This window comes from Microbacterium sp. NPDC086615, assembly GCF_040686055.1.
Lineage (GTDB): Bacteria > Actinomycetota > Actinomycetes > Actinomycetales > Microbacteriaceae > Microbacterium.
Genome location: NZ_JBFBJJ010000033.1, coordinates 1 through 21,581, shown reverse-complemented (window position 1 = coordinate 21,581; position 21,581 = coordinate 1). Strand labels below are relative to the sequence as shown.

Sequence of the window (21,581 nt, the reverse complement as noted above, 5' to 3'; positions counted from 1 at the left end):
CCGGATCGACATCGGTTCGTGTTTCTCCGTCTGACACCGGGATTCCGTGGCGTCCTGGGCTCTCATTAGGCTTTCGGGATGAGCGTTCCCCCCTTGAAAGCCCTGCCGCTCGACCTTCTCCGCCAGCGCAGCAGCACCAAGTGGCGCTCCTACCGCGACGATGTCATTCCGATGTTCGTGGCGGAAACGGACTTCGCTCTCGCGCCCGCCATCACGGCGGCGTTGCACCGCGCCGTCGAGATCGGCGACACCGGCTACACGCCCCCGCGACCCGGCATCGATCTCGACTTCGCCGCGTACGCCGACCGTCGCTGGGGATGGCGCCCCGACCCCGCGCGAATCCGCTGGACCGGGGACGTGATGATGGGGGTCGTCGAGGTGCTGCGCGCGGTCACCTCGCCGGGCGACCGCGTGATCGTCACCCCGCCGGTGTACCCCCCGTTCTACGACACCGTGGAGGAAGCTGGCGCAGTCGTCGAACGCGTCCCGCTGCTCGACGACGGCGAGCGTTGGTCTCTCGACCTCGAGGGGATCGAGCGCGCGCTGGCGGACGGCGCCCGCTCGGTGCTGCTCTGCAATCCGCACAACCCCACCGGGACCGTCCACACGCGGGAGTCGCTCGCGGAGCTCGCCCGGCTGGTGCACCGCTACGGGGCCACGGTCGTCAGCGACGAGATCCATGCGCCCCTGACCCACGCACCGTCCGTCTTCACCCCGTTCCTGGATGCCGGGCCCGAGGCGGCTGCTGTGGGCTACGCGGTCACGAGCGCGAGCAAGACGTACAATCTGGCGGGCCTGAAGTGCGCCGTGATCGTGACCGGCTCGGAGGAGACCGCGGCGGTGGTGCGGGGGCTACCGTGGGAGGTGGAGTGGCGGGCAGGGCTCTTCGGCGTGATCGCCAACCGCGCCGCCTTCGCGGCCGAGAGCGACGCGTGGCTCGATCAACTGCTGGTCGCCCTCGACGAGAACCGCCGTCTTCTGGCGGAGCTGCTCGCTGAGCATCTGCCGCTCGCGCGTTACCGCCTGCCCGAGGCGGGGTTCCTCGCCTGGGTGGACGTGTCGGCGTACGGCTGGGGCGACAACCCGGCGCCCCACATCCGCCGCGAGGCGAAGGTCGCCCTGCATCACGGTCCGCTCTTCGGGGCGGAGGGTGTGGGCCACGTCCGCATCAACGTCGGGTGTGCGCCCGAGGTGCTGCGCGAGGCGATCGAGCGGATCGGCCGGCTCGCGCGCGGCGCGTGACGGCCGGTCGTTCGACCGTGGGGTAACGGATGCCGGGGTCCTGGCATCCGGGAATAGGTAAGGGTATCCTTATCCGGTGACCGCCACCGCCACGCGCCCCGCCTACCGTCCTTACGTCGCCGTGGTGAAGGAGGCACGCAGGCTGTCGCCGCACTTCGCGCGAATCACGTTCACCTCCGCGGATTTCGACGTTTTCGGCACCGACCGACGTGACCAGCGGATCAAGATCGTGCTGCCCGGGCCGGACGGACAGTTGTGCGACATCGGTCAGAACGATCCGTCGGCGATCGACAACGGCGAGTGGTACGTCCGCTGGAGGGATCTGCCCGACGCGGAGCGGATGCCGTTCCGCACGTACACCGTGCGGCGGATCGATCCCGAGGCGCGCGAGCTCGACGTCGACTTCGTGCTGCACCACGACGCCGGGCCCGCGGGGGCGTGGGCCGAGGCCGCGGCGCCGGGGGACTCGATCCTCGTCGTCGGTCCCGACGCGCGCAGCCCCGAGTCGGCGCAGGGGATCGACTTCCACCCGGGCACGGCTCGGCGCCTTCTGCTGGCCGGCGACGAGACCGCCGCTCCGGCGATGTGCGCGGTGCTCGAGGGACTCGAGCTCGACATGGACGTCGACGCGTTCATCGAGGTGCCGACCATCGACGACGCTCTTCCACTGGCGGTCGGCGATGCGCGGGTGACCTGGCTCGCCCGCGACGACCGCTCGCACGGCGAGGCCCTGATCGAAGCCGTCGAGGGGTGGACGCGAGCGTCCGGCGACGTGCTCGCCCGGGCTGCGGCCCCGCGGCCGCAGGAGCTCGAGGATATCGACCTCGAGAAGGAGCTGCTCTGGGACAGCCCGGAGGACGGAGAGGGCGAGTTCTACGCGTGGATCGCGGGGGAGTCGTCGACCGTCAAGACGCTGCGCCGGATGCTCGTGCAGGGATGCGGCGTCGACCGCAAGCGCGTCGCCTTCATGGGGTACTGGCGCGAGGGGCAGACGGAGCGCTCGGCCTAGGAACGCCCGTGACAGCGCGGGGGCTGGGATGTCGGCATCCCGGCCCCTCAGCTCGACTCAGCTCAGCTCAGCGCCTGCTCCGGCTCGGTCACCGTGTGGTGCCGTCCGATCGGGATGACCATCGGTCGACCGGTCAGGGGGTCGGGAACCACACGACTGTCGAGACCGAACACCTCGCGCACGATCGCCTCGGTGAGAACCTCGGACGGATCGCCCGCAGCGACCACGCGACCCTGCGCCATCGCGACCAGGTGGTCAGCGTAGCGCGCAGCGAGGTTCAGGTCGTGCAGCACCATCGCCACCGTCGTTCCGCGCTCGCGGTTGAGATCGGTGAGGAGATCGAGCACATCGATCTGGTGGCTGATGTCGAGGAATGTGGTCGGCTCGTCGAGCAGTAGGACGTCGGTCTCCTGTGCGAGGGCCATGGCGATCCAGACGCGCTGGCGCTGCCCGCCGCTGAGCTCGTCGACGGAACGATCCGCGAGGTGCGCGGTGTCGGTCGCTTCGAGGGCGCGCGCCACGGCGGCGTCGTCAGCGCTCGTCCACCTCGACAGCGCACCCTGATGAGGGTGGCGGCCTCGGCTGACGAGATCCGAAACGGCGATGCCGTCGGGGGCGATCGGGGACTGCGGGAGCAGTCCCAGCACGCGCGCCACCTGCTTGGTGGGTTGGCGGTGGATCGCCTTGCCGTCCAGAAGGACCTGGCCCGCCGAGGGCGTGAGCAGGCGTGCCATGGCCTTCAGTAGCGTGGACTTGCCGCACGCGTTCGCCCCGACGATCGTGGTCACCCGGCCAGGCGGGATCCGGAGGTCGAGCGTGTCGACGATGGTCCTGTCTCCGTAGCCGAGGGTGACACCCTCGGCCACCAGGGAGCGCTCGACGGTCATAGCGAAGTTCCTCCGGATCGGCTGCTGCGCACGAGCAGGTAGATGAGATAGGGCGCCCCGAGAACGCCGGTGATGACGCCCACGGGAAGGCGGGTGCCGAAGGCGTACTGGCCGCAGAAGTCGGCCACGAGGACCAGCAACGCGCCGATGAGGCCCGCGGGGAGAATGGGGGAGCCGACGGGCCCGAGGAGTCGCACCGCGATCGGGCCCGCGAGGAAAGACACGAACGCGATGGGGCCGGCGGCGGCGGTGCCGAAGGCGAGCAGCCCCACGGCGGCGACGATGAGCAGGACGCGACTACGTTCGACGGGCAGCCCCACCGCGGCGGCCGTCTCGTCGCCCATGCGCAGGATCTCGAGCCGGCCCGAGAGGGAGAGCACCACCGGTCCGAGCACGAGGACAGCGACCATCACGGGCAGCGTCCGATCCCACGTCGCATCGTTGAGGTTGCCCGTGATCCAGCGCATGGCGGCGGGCAGGTCGTACTCCGCGGCGCGCGCGATGACGTAGGACACCACGGCCTGGCACATCGCGGCGACGCCGATGCCCACGAGGATCAGCCGCGCGCCCGATCCGCCGTTTCGGTAGGCGAGGAGATAGATCGCGAGGGCGGCTGCGAGGGCGGCAGCCATCGCCAGAAACGACACGGCCGTCTCTCCGAGCCCGAGCACGACGATGCCGATCACGGCTGCCGCGCTCGCGCCGGTGTTGATGCCGATCACATCGGGGCTCGCGAGGGCGTTGCGCAGCATCGACTGGAAGATGACGCCGCCCATTCCGAAGCACAGACCCGTGAACAGCCCGGTCACCGCGCGGGGAAGGCGCAGCTCGCCCACCGTGAACGACGCTCCGGACACGCGTTGCCCGGTGAGGACCCCCCACACCTGAACGGGGGAGTAGGCCGTCTGCCCGAGCATGAGGGAGAGTGAGAAGGCGGCGATCACGAGGAGCACGAGGATGCCGGTGATCAGTGCCCACCTGCGGCGGCGGCGCTGACGCCCGGCGATGACGGAGGTCAGCGCGGGGGATGAGGGGGAGACGAGGGTGACGGTCACAGCGCTCTCATCCTCTGGCGCCGGACGAGGGCGATGAAGAACGGGGCACCGACCAGGGCGGTGACGATGCCGACCTCGATCTCCTCGGGTCGTGCGACGACGCGGCCGACGATGTCGCCGAGAGTGAGCAGGGTGGCTCCGCCGAGAGCCGACACGGGGAGCAGCCAGCGATGGTCGACACCGACGACGAGGCGGATCATGTGGGGGACGACGAGACCGACGAAGCCGATGGGCCCGGCGACCGCGGTCGCGGCTCCGCACAGGATGACGGCGCCACCGGTGGAGACGAGCCGCGCCGTGCGCACGCGCGCACCGAGCCCCGCGGCGAGCTCATCGCCGAGGGCCAGGGTGTTGAGCGTCGATGCGCAGGCGAGGCAGATCACCAGCCCGGCGAGGAGAAAAGGAAACACCTGAAGGATGGTTTCGAACGTCGCGCCGCCGACGCCGCCGATCTGCCAGAAACGGAAATCGTTCATGACGTTGATGCGCGGAAGGAGGACGGCGCTGGTGAGAGAGCTGAAGGCCACGGCACTCACGGCGCCGGCGAGCGCAAGACGCAGCGGCGTGGCTCCACCGCGGCCGAGCGAGCCGATCGCATAGACGAGGACCGCGGCCGCGGCGGCACCGATCATGCCGACCCAGATGTATGACGTGGCAGATCCGAGGCCGAAGAAGGCGATCCCCACGACGATCGCGAGTCCCGCTCCGCCGTTGATGCCCAGGATCTGCGGGTCGGCGAGGGGATTGCGCGTGGCCCCCTGCAGGACCGCGCCAGAGACCGCGAGAGCCGCGCCGACGAGGATCGCCAGCAGCGTGCGCGGAACGCGCTTGGCGACCGCGGCCGCCGAAGCGGTGTCGGTGGAACCGGTGAGCCCGGCCCAGACGTCCACGGCTGTGACGTCGCGCGCGCCGAAGGTCACCGACAGGACCGCGGCGATGACGAGCACGACGACGAGCGCCGTGACGCCGACGGCACGCCGCCGCCCCCAGTGACGCGCGCGGGCGTCGCCGGGGGCGGCGAGTGTCGGGGAGACAGCGGTCATCGGGCCGACGGGCGGGTGAGCCGCATCAGGACGCGGCCTTCTCCGCGGCGGCCCCGACGAGGCCGATGTACTCATCGCCGTAGCTCGTGCCGATGTTGAGCGGCGTCGGGGTGATGGCCGACGAGAGGGTCGAGCCGCTCTCGATCACAGCGATCGCCCCGTTCGCCACGGCCGGGATCTTCGACAGCAGCGGGTCGGCCTGCATCGCGGCGATCATGCCGTCGGCTCCGTAGGCCACCATGACCTGGACGTCGGCGAAGTTCTCGATCTGCTCGGTGGAGGGGGTGAACCAGAAGGTGTCCGATGCCGCCGACTGCGAGGCGACGTAGGAGGACGGCGCGAGCCCGAGCTCCTCGAGGTAGCCCATGCGCGGGTCCAGCGTGTTGTAGAAGCCGAGCGTCGACAGGTTGGTCGGGTCGTAGTACGTGAGGAGCGACTTCTTGTCGGCGATGGCGGGATATTTCGCCGCTTCGTCGGTGATGTGCTTCTCCTTGTCGGCGACGAGTGCCTCGGCCTCGTCCTTCAGGCCGAGCGCGGTGCCGTCCAGGACGGTCATGTCCTGCCAGGTGGTGCCCCACGCGACATTCTGGAAGGTCACGACCGGCGCGATCTTGCTGAGTGTGTCGTACTGCTCCTGCGTCATGCCGGAGTACGCGGCGAGGATGACATCGGGCTGCGCGTCGGCGATGGCCTCGTAGTCGTAGCCGTTGGTCTCGTCCATGAGCACCGGGGTCTCGGCGCCGAGCTCGGCGAGCTTGTCCTTCGTCCAGGGCAGCAGGCCGTCGCCGTCCTCGTCCGCGTAGGTCACCTTCGGCATGGCGACCGGAACGACACCGAGCGCCAGAGCGACGTCCTGGTTGCCCCAGTCGACGGTGACGACCCGCTCGGGCTTGGCGGAGATGGTCGTCTCACCGAACACGTTGCTGAGGGTCACGGGGAAGGCGCCGTCCGCCCCGGTGGATCCCTCCGAGGAGCCGGGGGCGGCCGTGGTGCCGGCGCAGCCGGAGAGGACGAGGGCGGAACCGACGGCGAGAGCCGCCAGAGCGCGGAATCGGGACACGAAGAGCCTCCTGCGTGTTAGGTAAGGATTGGCTTAGTTTAGGTCAGGCTTCGGGTGTCAACGCAAACCCGGATGCCGAGAACCCGGGCGATCGTCTCGACGCCGAGGTATCGAGGCTCGGGGCGGCCCCGCTCGTTGTCGGGGGACGTTCGGCGACCCGGCCGTATACTGGGTGGCTGGCCTTTCTCTGGCCGATCCCCGACCCCGAAGAACGGACGTTCGCTGTGCTTGCCGTGCACGACCTCGAGATCCGCGTGGGCGCCCGCGTGCTCATGTCCGACGTGTCGTTCCGCGTCTCCGATGGCGACAAGATCGGACTCGTCGGGCGCAACGGTGCGGGAAAGACCACCCTGACCAAGGTGCTGGCGGGCGATCTCCTGCCCTCGAATGGCGGCGTCGACCGCTCGGGCGAGCTCGGCTACCTCCCGCAGGATCCCCGCTCCGGCGACCCCGAGATGCTCGCGCGCACGCGAATCCTCGACGCGCGCGGGCTCGGCTCGCTCGCCCTCGGTATGCATGAGGCGTCGATGGCGATGGGCGACGACGACCCGGCCGTCGCGGCGAAGGCGATGAAGAAGTACGGCAACCTCACCGAGCGGTTCGAGGCGGCGGGCGGCTATGCGGCCGAGGCCGAGGCGGCATCCATCGCCCATAACCTCTCGTTGCCCGACCGCATCCTCGACCAGCCGCTGAAGACCCTCTCGGGTGGGCAGCGCCGCCGTATCGAGCTCGCGCGCATCCTCTTCTCCGACGCGCAGACGATGATCCTCGACGAGCCGACCAACCACCTCGACGCCGACAGCGTCGTGTGGTTGCGCGAATTCCTCAAGGGCTACAAGGGCGGGCTCATCGTGATCTCGCACGATGTCGAGCTCGTGGGCGAGACGGTCAACCGCGTCTTCTACCTGGATGCGAACCGCCAGGTCATCGACGTCTACAACATGAACTGGAAGAACTACCTGCGCCAGCGGGTGGCCGACGAGGAGCGACGCAAGAAGGAGCGCGTCAACGTCGAGAAGAAGGCCACCGCCCTGCAGCTGCAGGCGGCGCGGTTCGGCGCCAAGGCCTCGAAGGCCGCCGCCGCTCACCAGATGGTCGCGCGCGCCGAGAAGATGCTGTCCGGCCTCGATGAGGTGCGCCAGGACGAGCGGGTCGCGAAGCTCCGGTTCCCCAAGCCCGCGCCCTGCGGCAAGACGCCGCTCATGGCGTCAGGACTGTCGAAGTCGTACGGCTCGCTGGAGATCTTCACCGACGTCGACCTCGCGATCGACCGCGGCTCGCGCGTGGTGATCCTGGGCCTCAACGGTGCCGGTAAGACGACGCTGTTGCGCATCCTCGCCGGCGTCGACCAGCCCGACACGGGTCAGCTCGAGCCCGGCCACGGCCTGAAGATCGGCTACTACGCCCAGGAGCACGAGAACCTCGACGTCAACCGCTCGGTGCTCGAGAACATGATGTCGTCGGCCCCGCACATCACCGCCACCGAGGCGCGCAAGGTGCTCGGTTCGTTCCTGTTCGTCGGCGACGACGTGCTCAAGCCGGCCGGCGTTCTCTCGGGCGGTGAGAAGACGCGCCTGTCGCTCGCGACGCTCGTGGTGTCGTCGGCGAACATGCTGCTGCTCGACGAGCCGACGAACAACCTCGACCCCGCCTCACGCGAAGAGATCCTGGGCGCGCTCGCGCACTACGAGGGCGCCGTGGTGCTCGTCTCGCACGACGAGGGAGCCGTCGAGGCGCTCAACCCCGAGCGCGTGCTGATCCTCCCCGACGGTGTCGAGGACATCTGGGGTCGTGACTACGCGGATCTGATCACGCTGGCTTGACGCCGGCCTGCTCGCGCAGGCCTGGCGTGTCGGATCGGTCTCGCTGGACGGGCACGCCGGGTTGATCACGCTCGCCTGGTCACGCTGGCCTGATCGGACCACGGATGCCAAGAATCCGGCATCCGTTCCCGTTCAGCGTGCGTCGAGAAGGGCGTCCTCGTCGTCGGCGTCGCGATCCTTCGGGCGCTTGCGTGCGCGATGCAGGGCGACCGGGGCGACGCGACGGCGGGGTTCGGCGCTCTCGCTCGCGGGCAGCGCAACAGGTGCGAGCTCGTCGTCATCGTCGTCGGCTTCCTCGCGGCGGAGCTTGCGCTCGCTGACGATCACGTAGGTGATGAAGCCGAAGCCCATGAGAGCGAACAGGATCCACTGGATCGCGTACGACAGGTACGGACCGGGGTCGTCGCTCGGCGGATCGACGGGCAGCGGGGCGTCAGTGGGAGCCGGGTCCTCCGACATGAGCAGTCCGTAGGCGCCGGGTTCGATGGGGCCCGTCTGCTCGGCGACGAGGCCGAGATTAATCGTCGGCACCTGACCCGCCTCAGCGGTGCGTCCCGAGGTCGGCGCGGCCTCGCCGGGGCGCAACCGCGCCTCGACCGTTACCGTGCCCGCGGGGGGAGCGGGGATCTCGTCGGGCAACGACTGACTGTTCCCCGGCGGAAGCCAGCCGCGGTCGATGAGGAAGACGCGGCCGTCGGTGAGGCGGAACGGCACGAGCTGCTCGTAGGCGGCGGAGCCGTTGTGCGCCCGGTTGCGCACCAGCAACTGCTCGTCGGCGAGGTACTGGCCCTCGAGCCGGACCGGTCGCCACTCGTCGGAGGGCGCCAGGTCGGCGCCGGGAGCGAGGAGATCACCCAGCGCGACCGGTGTCGCGTCGTAATTGTCGGTGACGAGCTGCAGCTGCTCGCTGCGCTCGGCGTTGCGCGAGAACTGCCAGTTCGACAGGTACGCACACGCGATCGCGAAGAGGATCGCGATGCCGACGTACATCGCCCAGCGTGCACCCGTGGGCATCTCGCGCGCGCTCACAGGGCCTCGCCTGCTCGGGCGACCGCGGACAGAGCCTGCACCTCAACGGGGAAGTCGCGCGCGCTCAAGAACTCGCGGAGATACGACACGTGCGCTTCGCACGCCACCCACGTCTTACGGCGCTCGGCGGTGTGGATGCGCGGATTGCGCCAGAGGATCGCCCACACGGCGGTGTCTCGGCATCCGGCTCGCGAGCACTCCGCGGCCTCGGCGGTCACGAGCGGTCGTCGCGAGCGGCGTCGAGTCGCGACGTCTCGGCGATACGGATCACGGTGGGGGCGGCCGGCGCTGGCGTCGGCGCAGCCGGGGCGGACGCCTCGAGAGACCGCTCGGGTGCCTCGGCCGCACGTGCACCCACGTCGGCGCCCACGTTCGCCACGATCACGGCGAGGTAGGGGAGGAAGATCGCCCCCGCGGCGAAGACGAAGGTGTACCACCCGTAGGGCTGCACCACGGCCATGAGCACGAAGCACGCGATACGGATCCCCATCATCACCATGTACTTGGTGAAACGGGAGCCGGCGTCTTCCCGCGGGGCCTGCGGGAGAGACGTCGCGGATTGGGCACGGGACGATATCTTCACGGTCCCCCCAGGGTACGCCCGTTCGCGCACAGTGCGGACCGTTGAGGAACGCTGACCGTTCAGTAACGGTAGCTCGAGCTGGTCGCGAGAAAGAAGGTGAAGAAAAGAGCGATGGAGATCACGATCAGCGCGATGTTCACCCACCCGAGGATCACACCCGTCAGAGCGAGGCCGCGCCCCTTCTCGCCGCTGCGCTTGATCTGAGCGAGTCCGATGTGTCCGGTGATGACGCCGACGAGCGGACCGACGAACGGCAGCATGACGAAACCGGCGATGGATGCCACGAGCGAGATGATCGCGAGGACATTCGTCCGCGCGGTCGCCGCGTACGAGCCGTACCCCTGGGTGCCGTAGCCGGCGTAGCCCTGCGCCCCGTAGGCCGCTGTGCCGTAGGCCGGAGCCGGGTAGCCCCGGGTTCCGTAGGGCGTCGCGCCATAGGCAGGGGCGGCGTCGGTCGCGGGGGCCCCGTAACCGGTCGAACCGGATGCGGGAGGGGCGTCGGTCGCGGGCGCCGGATATGCCGGGGGCGCGGGCGTCGCGGCGGCGTCGCCGGGTGTCGGAGCGCCGTACGCGGGCGGGAGCGGCGGCGCGGTGGAGGTGCCCGCCGCGGCGGCATCCGCGTTCGAGGCGGAGGTGCTCGATGCGTCCGGCTGCGGCGTGTCCGTGCTGGTCGAGCTCGGGGAGGCCTCGGGGGTGGAGGGAGCGTCGATTCCCGACGTCGCGCCCGTCTCGCCGGTGTTCGGGTCCTGGGTGCTGTTGTCGCTCACGGCGTTCCCTCTTCTCGCCCGGTGGTCTGCCCGCGCCGCTCCAGGTTTCCAGCGCCGCGAGGGTCGTGTCAAACCTCGCGTGGCACGGTGCGAAGCCGTTCGAGGGCGTGCGAAGGCGTGCGAGGCCACGGCTGCAGGGCGAGCGCCGGATAGGCTGGGCCGGTTCCATTCCGCCGTATCGCAGGAGTTCACATGTCGCAGGACCGCGTCGTCGTCGTCACCGGAGGAAACCGCGGCATCGGGCGCGCCATCGCCGAGCGGTTCGTCGCCGAGGGGTGGCGCGTCGCCGTGACGGCACGCTCGGGCGAGGGCCCCGCGGGCACGCTGACCGTCCGCGCAGACGTGACGGACGCCGCAGCCGTCGACGCCGCGTTCACCCAGGTCGAGGCCGAGCTCGGCCCGATCGCGGTCGTCGTGGCCAACGCCGGCGTCACGAAGGACACCCTGCTGCTGCGCATGAGCGAGGACGACTTCGACAGCGTCGTGAACACGAACCTCGGCGGCGCGTTCCGCGTCGTCAAGCGTGCGTCGAAGGGCATGCTCAAGGCGCGCTGGGGTCGCGTCATCCTCATCTCGAGCGTCGTCGGCCTGTATGGCTCGGCGGGACAGATCAACTACGCCGCGTCGAAGAGCGCCCTGGTCGGGTTTGCCCGCTCGCTCACCCGCGAGCTGGGTGGCCGCGGAATCACCGCCAACGTGGTCGCGCCGGGCTTCATCGAGACCGACATGACGGCCGAGCTTCCCGCCGACACGCAGGCCGAGTACAAGAAGAACATCCCGGCGGGGCGCTTCGCCTCGCCTGACGAGGTCGCGGGTGTCGTGACGTGGCTCGCGGGCGATGACGCGGCATACATCTCGGGCGCCGTGATCCCGGTCGACGGTGGCCTCGGCATGGGGCACTGAGCGCCCCGTCGAGACGAACGCTCAGTTCTCGGCGACCGGCTCGGACCGGATCGCCGCGACGAGCGCCTTCCCGAGAGCCTCGGGCTGAGCGAACTGCGGCCAGTGTCCTCCGGGTAGATCGACGATCTCGAGCTCGTCCGCCGCGGCGAGCTCGCCGACCCAGGGCGCACCGCCGTCGATCATGCTCCGCACGTCAGTGGACGGCATGAGGCACGTGATCACCGTGATCGGGATGCCGTGGCGGCGGTCGTCGCCCAGCGAGATCGGATCGGTGGGGATCCGCGCGGGGATCCAGGTGACCTGCTCCTCGACCCGCTGACGCGTGGGCGCGTCGAGGTCGGCGACCTCCTCGTCGTCGAAGGAGTCCCACCCGGGGAACGGGACCACGCCGTCGACGATCGGGAACTCCCAGATGCCCGCTCCGTCGAGGGGAGGAACGGCGTCGACGAAGACGACCCGCGCGACGCGGTCGGGTCGCGCGTCGGCGGCACCCCAGACGACGTTGGCTCCGCCGGAATGGCCGATCAGTACGACGGGCTCGTCGTCGCGGTCGATGACGCGGATGACCTCGGCGATCCAGTCCGCGATGCCGACCTGCGCGGAGCCGGCCGCGGGAACGCCGATGCCCGGCATGCTCAGCGGTTCGGGATGATGCCCGGCGGCGAGCAGGGCGGGGACAACCGCGTCCCACGATGACGCCGTGAGCCAGAGACCGGGAACGAGGATGACCTTCATGCGTCGAGGGTAGGACGGGGCTCCGACATTCGCGAGGGTCGGGTCGAGGGTCCCTTCGACAGGCTCAGGGATCTGTCGGCGCCGTGGGGTCGAGGGTGGTCCCTTCGGCGGGCTCAGGGATCTGTCGGCGCCGTGGGGTCGAGGGTCCCTTCGACAGGCTCAGGGACCTGTCGGAGCCGTGGGGTCGAGAGTGGTCCCTTCCGGCGGGCTCAGGGACCTTCAGCGGGGGAGCAGCGCGATGACCTGGGACAGGTCGACCGGACCGATCACGAGATCCGCCCGCTCGCGGACGGCGGGCTTGGCGTTGAACGCGAGTCCGAGGCCCGCGACCGCCATCATCTCGAGGTCGTTGGCGCCGTCGCCGATCGCGAAGGTCGCCGAGAGGGGGACGCCGTGCTCCGCGGCCCACGACCGGAGAGTGTCGGCCTTGGCCGTGGCATCCACGATCTCCCCGTCGACGTCGCCGGTGAGCACGTCGTCGACGGCGACGAGCCGGTTGGCGCGCCAGGCGTCGACGCCGAGATCGGGGGCGACGGTGTCGAGGACCTCGTGGAACCCGCCCGACACGACGCCCACGACGCCGCCGCGATCGTGCACGGCGGCGACGAGGTCGCGCACCCCGGGGGTCGGCTCGATGCGCGCGATCGCCCGGGCGAACGCCTCGGTGGGCACCCCGGCGAGGGCCTTCACCCGGGAGCGCAGGCTGGTCGCGAAGTCGACCTCGCCGCGCATCGCGGCCTCCGTGGCAGCGGCGACCTCGGGTCCTCGACCCGCTTCGTCGGCGAGCAATTCGATGACCTCGTTGCGGATCAGTGTGGAGTCGGCATCGAGCACGACGAGGAAACGGGCGGGCGCTGGCACGCGATCCACGCTAGCGGGTCGCGTGCCTGTCGCGCGGCGTCATGCGGAGCTTCGCGCCGACCCGCCGCGCGTAGGCTCTTCGGGTACCGCCGACTCCACTGAAGGGACCACACCCATGGCCGACGTCGAGAGCTTCACCCTGGACCACACCGCCGTGCTGGCCCCCTACGTGCGCCGAATCGGCACCGAGACGGGCCCCCGCGGCGACGTCATCACGAACTTCGATCTGCGCCTCGTCCAGCCCAACGAGGGAGAGATCCCCACCGCCGGTCTGCACACCATCGAGCACCTTCTCGCGAGCCTCGTGCGCGACCGCATCGACGGGCTGATCGACATCTCGCCCTTCGGATGCCGGACCGGTTTCCACGTCATCATGTGGGGCGAGCCCGAGGTCGCCACGTTGGTCGACGCAATCACCGACTCCCTCCGCGCGATCGCCGAGGACGTCACCTGGGACGACGTTCCCGGAACCGACGCCTTCAGCTGCGGCAACTACCGCGACCACAGCCTGCACAGCGCGCGCGAGTGGTCGAAGGTCGTCCTCGAGAAGGGGATCTCGCGCGACGCGTTCCAGCGCGTCGGGGTCTGACAAGCAGGAAGACAGGAAGACGGAAGGGGCGGTGACCGTGATGGTCACCGCCCCCTCTGGCATCCGGAATCCGGGTTCACGCGTGGACGTGCACGTCCTTGCCGACGACGGTGATGCCCGTCTCGGTGACGGTGAAGCCGCGCGCGATGTCGCGCTCGCGGTCGACGCCGATGGTCGCGCCGGGTTCGAGGACGACGTTCTTGTCGAGAATGGCGCGGTGGATGCGCGCTCCCGCCCCGACCCGGACGCCGTCGAACAGCACCGAGTCCGTGATCGTCGATCCGCCGCCGGCGAGGGCCCAGGGGCCCACGACGCTGCGTTCGAGGTGGGTCCCCGACAGGACCGAGCCGAGGGAGACGATGGAGTCGATCGCGTTGCCGATGCGACCCACCGAGTCGCGCACGAACTTCGCGGGCGGCGCGTTGACGATCTGCGAGTAGATCGGCCAGTCGTTGTTGTACAGGTTGAAGACCGGCAGCGTCGAGATCAGGTCCATGTGGGCGTCGTAGAACGACTCGATCGTGCCCACGTCGCGCCAGTACGACCGGTCGCGCGGAGTGGAGCCGGGAACGTCGTTGCGCTGGAAGTCGTACACCGCCGCCTCGCCCCGATTGACGAAGTAGGGCACGATGTCGCCGCCCATGTCGTGCGCCGAGGTCGGCAGCTCTCCGTCGTGAGTGACGGCCTCGACGAGGGCGTCGGCGTCGAAGATGTAGTTGCCCATCGAGGCGAGCACCTCGTGCGGCGAGTCGACCAGGCCGGCCGGGCTCTGGGGCTTCTCGAGGAACTCGCGGATCTTCGTCGGGTCGGTGGGGTCGGTGTCGATGACGCCGAACTGGTTCGCCAGCGAAATGGGCTGGCGGATGCCGGCGACGGTGGCACGTGCGTCCGAGGCGATGTGCGCGTCGAGCATCTGGTTGAAGTCCATGCGGTACACGTGGTCGGCACCGATGACGACGACGATGTCGGGCTTCTCGTCGCGGATCAGGTTCATCGACTGGAGGATCGCGTCGGCGGAGCCCGAGAACCATCGTTTGCCGAGGCGCTGCTGAGCGGGGACGGATGCCACGTACGAGCCGAGCATGGGCGACATCCGCCAGGTCTGCGAGATGTGGCGATCGAGGCTGTGCGACTTGTACTGCGTGAGCACGACGAGCTGACGCAGGCCCGAGTTGATGAGATTCGAGATCGCGAAGTCGATCAGGCGGTACTGACCGCCGAACGGGACGGCGGGTTTCGCGCGATCGGCCGTGAGGGGCATGAGTCGCTTTCCCTCGCCGCCGGCGAGGATGATTCCGAAGACCTTCGGCGCTGCAGGCATGGCACCACACTAGGGGTCGCATCGGGTTGCGGAAACACGTTCTCGGCGCGCCGTGCGCTGTACTACGGTTCGTCTCATGCGCGTCGACATCGTGACCAAGGAGTACCCGCCGGAGATCTACGGGGGAGCCGGGGTCCACGCCACCGAACTGGTCAAGGCACTGCGCGCCGAGGGCACCGAGGTGCAGGTCCGCGCGTTCGGTGCGGCGCGTGACGAAGCCGACACGACCTCGTACGGTGTGCCCGTAGAGCTCGCCTCCGCGAACGGCGCGATCCAGACGCTCGGCACCGACCTCGAGATCGTCTCCGACGTCGCCGGCGCGGACGTCGTGCACTCGCACACCTGGTACGCGAACTTCGCCGGGCACCTGGCATCCCTTCTCCACGGCATCCCGCACGTCGTCACCGCGCACAGCCTCGAGCCGCTTCGCCCCTGGAAGGCGGAGCAGCTCGGCGGGGGCTATGCCGTGTCGAGCTACATCGAGAAGACGGCCTACGAGGGCGCCGCGGCCGTCGTCGCGGTGAGCTCGGGCATGCGCGACGACATCCTGCGCAGCTACCCGTCGCTGGATCCCGCCAAGGTGCGCGTGATCTACAACGGCATCGACACCGAGGCGTGGCATCCGGTGTCGGACGACGCCTTCCTCGCCTCCGTGGGCATCGACCCGTCGCGGCCGTCGGTGGTTTTCGTCGGTCGCATCACCCGCCAGAAGGGGCTTCCTTACCTGCTCCGTGCGGCGGAGCTGTTGCCGGCGGACGTGCAGCTGATCCTGTGCGCGGGGGCGCCCGACACACCGCAGATCATGGCCGAGGTGGAAGAGCTCGTCCGCGGGCTTCAGGCGACGCGTGACGGTGTCGTCTGGATCGATCGTCTGCTCCCTCGCAACGAGCTGTGCGCGATCCTCACCGCCGCGACCACGTTCGTCTGCCCGTCGGTGTATGAGCCGCTCGGCATCGTCAACCTCGAGGCGATGGCGTGCGGCGCGGCGGTCGTGGGGACGGCGACCGGCGGCATCCCGGAGGTCGTCGTCGACGGCGTCACGGGACGACTCGTGCCGATCGAGCAGGTGCAGGACGGCACCGGGACGCCCGTCGACCCCGAGCGTTTCGTCGCCGACCTGGCCCGCGTGCTGACGGAGGTCGTGACGGATGCCGAGACGGCCCGCGCCTTCGGTGAGGCCGGTCGTCAGCGCGCCATCGACGACTTCAGCTGGGCGGCGATCGCGCAGACCACGGCGGCGCTGTACGCGGAGGTCTCGGGGAAGTAGTCGCGCGGTTCTCCCCAGGTCGTCGCGTCGCGCGGGGGCGCGGTCTTGTCGCGGCTAGGCTAGTTCCATGCCGCAGGTTCTCGAGTTCTCCGACGTCGTCGTCCGCCGGAACACGCGGGACATCGTGTCCCATCTCGACTGGAGCGTCGCCGATGACGAGCGCTGGGTCGTGCTCGGCCCCAACGGCGCGGGGAAGACGACGGTTCTGCAGCTCGCGGACACCCTCCTGCACCCCACATCGGGCACGGTGACGATCCTCGGCGAGCAGCTCGGTCGTACCGACGTCTTCGAACTGCGCCCGCGTATCGGCTTCGCGTCGTCGGCGATGGCGCGACGCGTTCCGCCCGAGGAGACGGTGCTCGACGTCGTGCTGACCGCCGCGTACTCGGTGACGGGTCGGTGGCGCGAGCAGTACGACGACATCGACGAGCGTCGCGCGCTGCGCGTGCTCGCGGAGTGGCGACTCGATCACCTGGCGGACCGCACGTTCGGCACGCTGAGCGACGGCGAGCAGAAGCGCGTCCAGATCGCCCGGGCCGTGATGACCGACCCCGAGCTGCTGCTGCTCGACGAGCCCACCGCCAGCCTCGACCTCGGCGCCCGGGAAGAGCTGCTCGCGCTGCTCTCGGGGTACGCCCAGGCGCCCACGACGCCCGCCATGGTGATGGTGACGCACCACGTGGAGGAGATCCCCGTCGGGTTCACGCACGTGCTCCTGCTCCGCGACGGCGAGATCGTGGCATCCGGGCCCCTCGGCGAGGCCCTCACGGCCGAGAACCTGTCGAAGACGTTCGGCCTCGAGATCACGCTCACGCACGAAGCGGGGCGCTACGCCGCTCGCGCGGTCTGACGTCGCGCGGGAATCACTGCGCGCGAATCATTCCGCACGCCTGGTAGACTCTCCTGTTGGTGCCTTCGGCGCCGCAGACTTTGACGTCCTGGCAGAATCCAGGGCACCACTTCTCAAAGGACCTCCCATGAAGACTGACATCCACCCCACGTACAAGGCCGTCGTGTTCCGCGACCTCGGTTCGGGCGACACGTTCCTCACCCGTTCGACCGTCTCGAGCGACAAGACGATCGAGCTGGACGGCGTGGAGTACCCCGTCATCGACGTGGAAATCTCGTCGGCTTCGCACCCGTTCTACACGGGCAAGCAGCGCATCATGGACTCGGCCGGTCGTGTCGAGAAGTTCAACCAGCGCTTCAAGAACTTCGGCGGTCGTTGATCCTCAGCGGTTTCGCTTCGAAAGCCCTCATCCTTCGGGATGGGGGCTTTTGCTTTCGGAGGGGCCGTCAGCGACGGGTGCGTGCGCGGGGTGGCCCGGCGGGTAGGTGTGTGCGAACGTTGTCGATCAGCCGTGCTGCGAGGGAAGCAGCGGCTTCGATCGGTGTGTGCGCGGACGTGTTGATCACCCGTGCTGGGTGGGAAGCAGCGGCTTCGGTGGGTAGGTGCTGAGCACGAGCGACGTCGTCACCGGGCCGAATCGCGCCAGCGCGTCGACCACCTTCTCCAGCCGCGCGGCATCGGGGCAGTTGACGTCGAAGAGGAGACAGTCCTCGCCCGTCACGCGGACCATCGCCGTGACCTCCGGGAGGCGTTCGGCGAGTTCGCGGGCCGGCGAGAGCTGCGCGTGGGTCGTGCGCAGTCGGATGACGGCGTGGATGACGAGTCCCACCGCGGCCGGGTCGATCACCGCGCGGTAGCCGGCGATGACGCCCGCGCGCTTGAGCCGCAGGATGCGCGCGCTCGCGGCGGGCTGCGACAGGCCGACTCTCCGCCCCACCTCGGCACCCGACAGTCGACCGTCGTGCTGCAGGAGTTCGAGGATGCGCCGGTCGATCGCGTCGAGTGGTTCCATCGTGTTCCGTTCCCTTTGCTTATGGATCGCTCGCGCGAGATGCGCGGAGCGAGTGAGTCCATCATGCTCGCCGAAGCGGCGTCGCGCGCTCACGGAGAGCGCGAGTGAAGACGCAAGAGTCGAGAGGTGGTCGTCGATGGCGGCGTATGTGATCGTTCCCGGCATCGGGGGGTCGGGCGAGCAGCATTGGCAGACGCACTGGGAGCGGCGGTGGGGCCGTGATGCGCGGCGAGTAGAGCCCCGATCGTGGGATGAGCCCGACCTCGACGACTGGGTCGACGCGGTGGATCGATGCGTGACCGACCTCGCGCGACAGGCCGATCGGGTGATCGTCGTCGCGCACAGTCTGGGGTGTTGGGCGGCGACCGAGTGGGACGCGCGGACCGGGGACCAGAGGCAGCCCGAGCGAGTCGAGCAGGTCGAACGCGCGCCGGTGACGGGGATGCTGCTCGTGGCGCCTCCGGATCCGACTGGCGATGCCTTTCCTCGAGCTGCGGCACCGAGCTTCGTCGGCCTCGCGGTGCGGCCGCTGGCGTGTCCAACCACGGTGGTGGCGAGTTCCGACGACCCGTACTGCTCGGTGGAGGTCGCGCAGGGTCTCGCCTCCGGGTGGGGGAGCACCTTGCGGAACGCCGGTGCGCTCGGACACCTGAACGCCGCGAGCGGTCTCGGGGAGTGGGCATGGGGGAGAGCGGTGCTCGGCGGCCTTGTTCGGGCGTGAGGGATGCTCTCGAAGGCCACGCGCACGGCGCCGCACCGTGTCGAGCGGGTGTTTGCCCCCTCGTGCGGATGTTGCTCGCGATCAGAGGCGGGTGCCGGGCTTGTCGAACGAACCCACGTGCTCATGGCCACCGAGGGACTCGCGACGCTGCGCCCACATGCGCTGGTGCTGGCGCGCGTCGTCAACGGCATCCGGATCGAGGTCGGCGAAAGCGATGTGTTCGCCTTCACCGGGGACGGTGATGCGTCGACCGAGCGGATCGAAGACAGCGGCGCCACCGATGAAGTCGTGTGGTGCGCCGACGAGCCCGCTGAAGACCACGTACATGCCGTTGTCGAGGGCGCGCGCGGCGTAGTGGAGGTCCCGGCGATGCTCACCGCCGGGGAAGTAGGCGCCGCTGTTGAGGTACACGTGCGCGCCGGCTCGCGCCGCGGCGGCCGCGTGCTCGGGGAAGTTCGCGTCATAACAGACGGAGAGCGCGAACCGGAGGCCTTTGAGAGTGAAGGAGGCGCCGTGAGCGCCAGGCGTGAAAACGGAACGCTCGCTGTCGTACAGGTGCTGCTTGTCGTAGGCGGGGAGCGGGTCGCGTCCCGGGCTCAGGATCACGTTGCCGAGGAAGCGGCATCCGTCCCGCTGGATCGCGGTGTTGACGATGGCGGTGACGCCGCCGTGGTCGACGGCGTCTTGAAGGCGAGCCCACCAGGTGGGATCGGCGAGCTCGGGCAGTGGTCGCGCGAAGGTGCCGTCGTCATAACCCGTGACGGCCGCTTCCGGGAAGAGCACGAGGTCGGCTCCTCCCGCCGCTGCCTCCTCGACCAGGCGCGCGATGCGCGCGACGTTTCCGTCGATGGCGTTCGGAACGGCCTCCATTTGGACGGTGGCGATGCGGCAGGTCACTGGATCAGTCTGGCAGTCGAGGGCTGACGGAGCGTTTAAGTGTGGTTTCGCCGCTCTGTTTTGCTGCTCTGTTTCGTTGCTCTGTCTGCTGCTCCTTCGAGCGTGTGGAGAGCTGCGGAAGGCTGCGCACGGCGCGGCCGCGCGTGAGTCTTGCGCGTCTCCTCGAAGGGTCGCTGCGCGTCCACAGGTGCGCCAAGAGGCGCAGAGGCCATCGGTCATGCGGGCCGGCGACACGGACATGCGGGCGAGGGTGCTGCGGGCTCAGAACGGGGGTGGATCGGCGTCGTAGGCTCCGCCGAGCGGTGAATGCCAGCTCATCTGACCCGTGGCGGGATCGCGCGTCGGTGTCCATCGGGTCTCGTGGCGGAGGCGATGGTGGTGTCGGCATTCCGGCTCGAGGTTGTCGGCATCCGTGGTTCCGCCGTCTTCCCAGGCGGTGAGATGGTCGAGGTCGCAATCGCGAGCGGTGCGGTTGCATCCGGGGAAGATGCAGGTGGGTGAGGTGACCCCCAGCCAGCGACGAAGCGCAGCGGGAACCCGATAGGTCTGTCGATCCAGCACGAGGGGAGCGCCGGACACGGGGTGCGTGAGCAGGCGGACCCATGAGCGTGCTTCGCCGGCGAGGCGGCGCGCGGTGTCGAGGTCGATCGGACCGTACCCCTCGAGCGTGGCGGGTTCGGCGTCGGCGCCGAGAAGAGTCAGGGCGGGGATGGTGACGACGACGGTGGGCGAGGTGGGCGGTGCCGGGGAGCGGTGCTCCGCTGCGGCGGGCGGGGCAGTTCGCTCGTCGGCGACGGCGGACGGGGCGTGGAGTGACGCCGAAGCCGGCATGTCGGGCTCGGGAGAGGTCACGAGATCCGCGAGGACGTCCGCCCGTAGCTGCGCCAAGGTGCGCTCCTCGTCGGGCGCGGCGTGGAGATGTCGGGCCGCGCGATCCAGGCGCGACATGATGCTGCGCGCCCGGTCGGCGGGCAGGAGTGCGGTGAGCGAGGCCATGCCGTCGAGTTCGGGCGTCATCCACACACCGCGATCACGTGCGGCGCGTCGGTGTCGGGCATCGATCGACTCGGCGTGGACGCGTTCACGGAGGGCGCGTGCAGAGACGGCGAACTTCGTGGGGGTCAGCTGCGTCGCTCTGTCGGCGACGCCCTCGTCGAACGCGCTCCAGGCTCCGACATCCTCGGGAAGAGAGGTCGCGAGGCGGGCCGTCTCGACGGCGTGACGCTCGGACGTGCGTCCGTCGGCGAACTCGTCCCACAGCCGGGGGCAGCGCTCTTGCAGCACCTCGACGTGCGTGGCGCGCGTCCGGATGGTCTGCTCGGATACGCGCAGACGCACGGCCATCTCGGCTGCCGCGGCCCGCTGAGCGAGATCGACGCGGTCGCGTCGGACAGCGCGGACGGTGCGCCCTCGCGGATCGCTCCACGCCAGGTCGAGGGTCGGGTCGGGGCCGACCCAGGGCGTCGGGTCGGCTGCGGCGTCGCGGAGAACGGCGGCGATGATGCGGCCCTCCTCGGCCGCGAGGCGGTGCCGTTCGGCGGCGATCAGTTCGAGATGGCCGAGGACGGCGTCGAGATCGGAGACCGAGGCAGCCGCGGCGTCGGAGGGGTCGACGCTGCCGCCGGTGAACGCAGGCTCCGCCGTGAACACGTCGTCTACGTGGCTCGCTGCATCGGAGGGAATCTGCAACTCGAGATCCAACAGACGCGCCCACGCCGCCTCGTTCTCGAGCTCGTCTTCGTCGGGCCACGGGACTCCATCGCACGACCGCATCGCCGGCGACGGCCGGTCGGCGGGTGGGGCGGAGGTGTCCATGTCGAAACGCTATCGGGGACCTCCGACGTTGAGACTGATAGTGCTTCGTTCGGGTCTGACTCAGCCACCGACTGACTTTGTGTCTTTGTAATGATCGGTCGGCTCGGGCGAG

23 protein-coding genes are annotated in these 21,581 nt (G+C 69.7%); 9 read left to right on the top strand and 14 right to left on the bottom strand.

All coding sequences use genetic code 11. The annotated features are described in order from the left end of the window. Window positions 1-78 precede the first annotated feature (78 nt). Window positions 79-1,242, top strand: coding sequence for an aminotransferase class I/II-fold pyridoxal phosphate-dependent enzyme (locus AB0O24_RS18595; RefSeq protein ID WP_275799371.1), 1,164 nt, complete (start codon window positions 79-81; stop codon window positions 1,240-1,242). A 76-nt stretch (window positions 1,243-1,318) separates the two neighbouring features. Beyond that, window positions 1,319-2,251, top strand: coding sequence for a siderophore-interacting protein (locus AB0O24_RS18590; protein WP_275799370.1), 933 nt, complete (start codon window positions 1,319-1,321; stop codon window positions 2,249-2,251). Window positions 2,252-2,313: 62 nt separating this feature from the next. Here the strand turns inward: AB0O24_RS18590 and AB0O24_RS18585 are convergent, their stop codons facing one another. The 4 genes from AB0O24_RS18585 to AB0O24_RS18570 are packed head-to-tail and all read right to left on the bottom strand — an operon-like array spanning window position 2,314 to window position 6,296. Next, window positions 2,314-3,138, bottom strand: a complete 825-nt coding sequence (locus tag AB0O24_RS18585; protein ID WP_363376936.1) for an ABC transporter ATP-binding protein — start codon at window positions 3,136-3,138, stop codon at window positions 2,314-2,316. Continuing rightward, complete coding sequence (locus tag AB0O24_RS18580) at window positions 3,135-4,193, bottom strand: iron chelate uptake ABC transporter family permease subunit (RefSeq protein ID WP_275799368.1); 1,059 nt, start codon at window positions 4,191-4,193, stop codon at window positions 3,135-3,137. The genes AB0O24_RS18585 and AB0O24_RS18580 overlap by 4 nt, the downstream gene beginning before the upstream one ends. Then, window positions 4,190-5,236, bottom strand: a complete 1,047-nt coding sequence (locus AB0O24_RS18575) for an iron ABC transporter permease (protein ID WP_363376933.1) — start codon at window positions 5,234-5,236, stop codon at window positions 4,190-4,192. The genes AB0O24_RS18580 and AB0O24_RS18575 overlap by 4 nt, the downstream gene beginning before the upstream one ends. A 25-nt stretch (window positions 5,237-5,261) precedes the next feature. Beyond that, window positions 5,262-6,296: an iron-siderophore ABC transporter substrate-binding protein gene (locus AB0O24_RS18570; protein WP_363376932.1), complete on the bottom strand. Its 1,035-nt coding sequence runs from the start codon at window positions 6,294-6,296 to the stop codon at window positions 5,262-5,264. Between the two features lie 224 nt (window positions 6,297-6,520). Here AB0O24_RS18570 and AB0O24_RS18565 point away from each other — a divergent pair, with 224 nt between their 5' ends. Next, complete coding sequence (locus AB0O24_RS18565) at window positions 6,521-8,119, top strand: ABC-F family ATP-binding cassette domain-containing protein (protein ID WP_307386576.1); 1,599 nt, start codon at window positions 6,521-6,523, stop codon at window positions 8,117-8,119. A 132-nt stretch (window positions 8,120-8,251) separates the two neighbouring features. Here AB0O24_RS18565 and AB0O24_RS18560 read toward each other — a convergent pair whose 3' ends face one another. From AB0O24_RS18560 to AB0O24_RS18545, 4 genes are read right to left on the bottom strand one after another with little or no spacing between them, the layout of a single operon-like run. After that, complete coding sequence (locus tag AB0O24_RS18560) at window positions 8,252-9,133, bottom strand: SURF1 family protein (protein ID WP_363376943.1); 882 nt, start codon at window positions 9,131-9,133, stop codon at window positions 8,252-8,254. Window positions 9,134-9,144: 11 nt separating this feature from the next. After that, window positions 9,145-9,366: a hypothetical protein gene (locus AB0O24_RS18555; protein WP_275799364.1), complete on the bottom strand. Its 222-nt coding sequence runs from the start codon at window positions 9,364-9,366 to the stop codon at window positions 9,145-9,147. Then, window positions 9,363-9,731 (bottom strand): DUF3099 domain-containing protein, encoded by a 369-nt coding sequence (locus tag AB0O24_RS18550; protein ID WP_363376929.1) that lies wholly within the window; start codon window positions 9,729-9,731, stop codon window positions 9,363-9,365. The genes AB0O24_RS18555 and AB0O24_RS18550 overlap by 4 nt, the downstream gene beginning before the upstream one ends. A 59-nt stretch (window positions 9,732-9,790) precedes the next feature. Then, entirely contained in the window at window positions 9,791-10,498 is a 708-nt protein-coding gene (locus AB0O24_RS18545; protein ID WP_363376927.1) for a DUF4190 domain-containing protein, read from the bottom strand. Between the two features lie 192 nt (window positions 10,499-10,690). Here AB0O24_RS18545 and fabG point away from each other — a divergent pair, with 192 nt between their 5' ends. After that, the gene (gene fabG, locus AB0O24_RS18540; RefSeq protein ID WP_275799361.1) at window positions 10,691-11,401 is read left to right on the top strand and encodes a 3-oxoacyl-ACP reductase FabG; all 711 of its coding nucleotides are present in this window, start codon (window positions 10,691-10,693) and stop codon (window positions 11,399-11,401) included. 21 nt (window positions 11,402-11,422) lie between these two features. Here the strand turns inward: fabG and AB0O24_RS18535 are convergent, their stop codons facing one another. Next, complete coding sequence (locus tag AB0O24_RS18535; RefSeq protein ID WP_275799360.1) at window positions 11,423-12,136, bottom strand: alpha/beta hydrolase; 714 nt, start codon at window positions 12,134-12,136, stop codon at window positions 11,423-11,425. A 219-nt stretch (window positions 12,137-12,355) separates the two neighbouring features. Next, window positions 12,356-12,997 (bottom strand): phosphoserine phosphatase SerB, encoded by a 642-nt coding sequence (gene serB / locus AB0O24_RS18530; RefSeq protein ID WP_275799359.1) that lies wholly within the window; start codon window positions 12,995-12,997, stop codon window positions 12,356-12,358. Between the two features lie 115 nt (window positions 12,998-13,112). Here serB and AB0O24_RS18525 point away from each other — a divergent pair, with 115 nt between their 5' ends. Next, window positions 13,113-13,586: an S-ribosylhomocysteine lyase gene (locus AB0O24_RS18525; protein ID WP_275799358.1), complete on the top strand. Its 474-nt coding sequence runs from the start codon at window positions 13,113-13,115 to the stop codon at window positions 13,584-13,586. A gap of 76 nt (window positions 13,587-13,662) precedes the next feature. On the opposite strand, the gene glgC is transcribed toward AB0O24_RS18525, so the two are convergent. After that, entirely contained in the window at window positions 13,663-14,907 is a 1,245-nt protein-coding gene (glgC, locus tag AB0O24_RS18520; RefSeq protein WP_275800204.1) for a glucose-1-phosphate adenylyltransferase, read from the bottom strand. A gap of 76 nt (window positions 14,908-14,983) precedes the next feature. Between glgC and glgA the strand changes: the two genes are divergently transcribed. The 3 genes from glgA (at window position 14,984) to AB0O24_RS18505 (ending at window position 17,403) form a co-directional block, all read left to right on the top strand. Further along, window positions 14,984-16,174, top strand: coding sequence for a glycogen synthase (gene glgA / locus AB0O24_RS18515; protein WP_275800202.1), 1,191 nt, complete (start codon window positions 14,984-14,986; stop codon window positions 16,172-16,174). Between the two features lie 67 nt (window positions 16,175-16,241). After that, complete coding sequence (locus tag AB0O24_RS18510) at window positions 16,242-17,024, top strand: ABC transporter ATP-binding protein (RefSeq protein ID WP_058598059.1); 783 nt, start codon at window positions 16,242-16,244, stop codon at window positions 17,022-17,024. 127 nt (window positions 17,025-17,151) lie between these two features. Further along, window positions 17,152-17,403: a type B 50S ribosomal protein L31 gene (locus tag AB0O24_RS18505; RefSeq protein ID WP_013586710.1), complete on the top strand. Its 252-nt coding sequence runs from the start codon at window positions 17,152-17,154 to the stop codon at window positions 17,401-17,403. Window positions 17,404-17,586: 183 nt separating this feature from the next. Here the strand turns inward: AB0O24_RS18505 and AB0O24_RS18500 are convergent, their stop codons facing one another. Continuing rightward, window positions 17,587-18,036, bottom strand: coding sequence for an Lrp/AsnC family transcriptional regulator (locus AB0O24_RS18500; RefSeq protein ID WP_275800198.1), 450 nt, complete (start codon window positions 18,034-18,036; stop codon window positions 17,587-17,589). A gap of 136 nt (window positions 18,037-18,172) precedes the next feature. Here AB0O24_RS18500 and AB0O24_RS18495 point away from each other — a divergent pair, with 136 nt between their 5' ends. Next, a complete protein-coding gene (locus AB0O24_RS18495) occupies window positions 18,173-18,757 on the top strand; it encodes an alpha/beta fold hydrolase (protein WP_275800196.1) in 585 nt (194 codons plus the stop codon). 81 nt (window positions 18,758-18,838) lie between these two features. Here the strand turns inward: AB0O24_RS18495 and AB0O24_RS18490 are convergent, their stop codons facing one another. After that, complete coding sequence (locus AB0O24_RS18490) at window positions 18,839-19,654, bottom strand: carbon-nitrogen hydrolase family protein (RefSeq protein WP_275800195.1); 816 nt, start codon at window positions 19,652-19,654, stop codon at window positions 18,839-18,841. A 261-nt stretch (window positions 19,655-19,915) separates the two neighbouring features. Continuing rightward, window positions 19,916-21,469, bottom strand: a complete 1,554-nt coding sequence (locus AB0O24_RS18485; RefSeq protein WP_363376922.1) for a DUF222 domain-containing protein — start codon at window positions 21,467-21,469, stop codon at window positions 19,916-19,918. Between the last annotated feature and the right edge of the window lie 112 nt (window positions 21,470-21,581).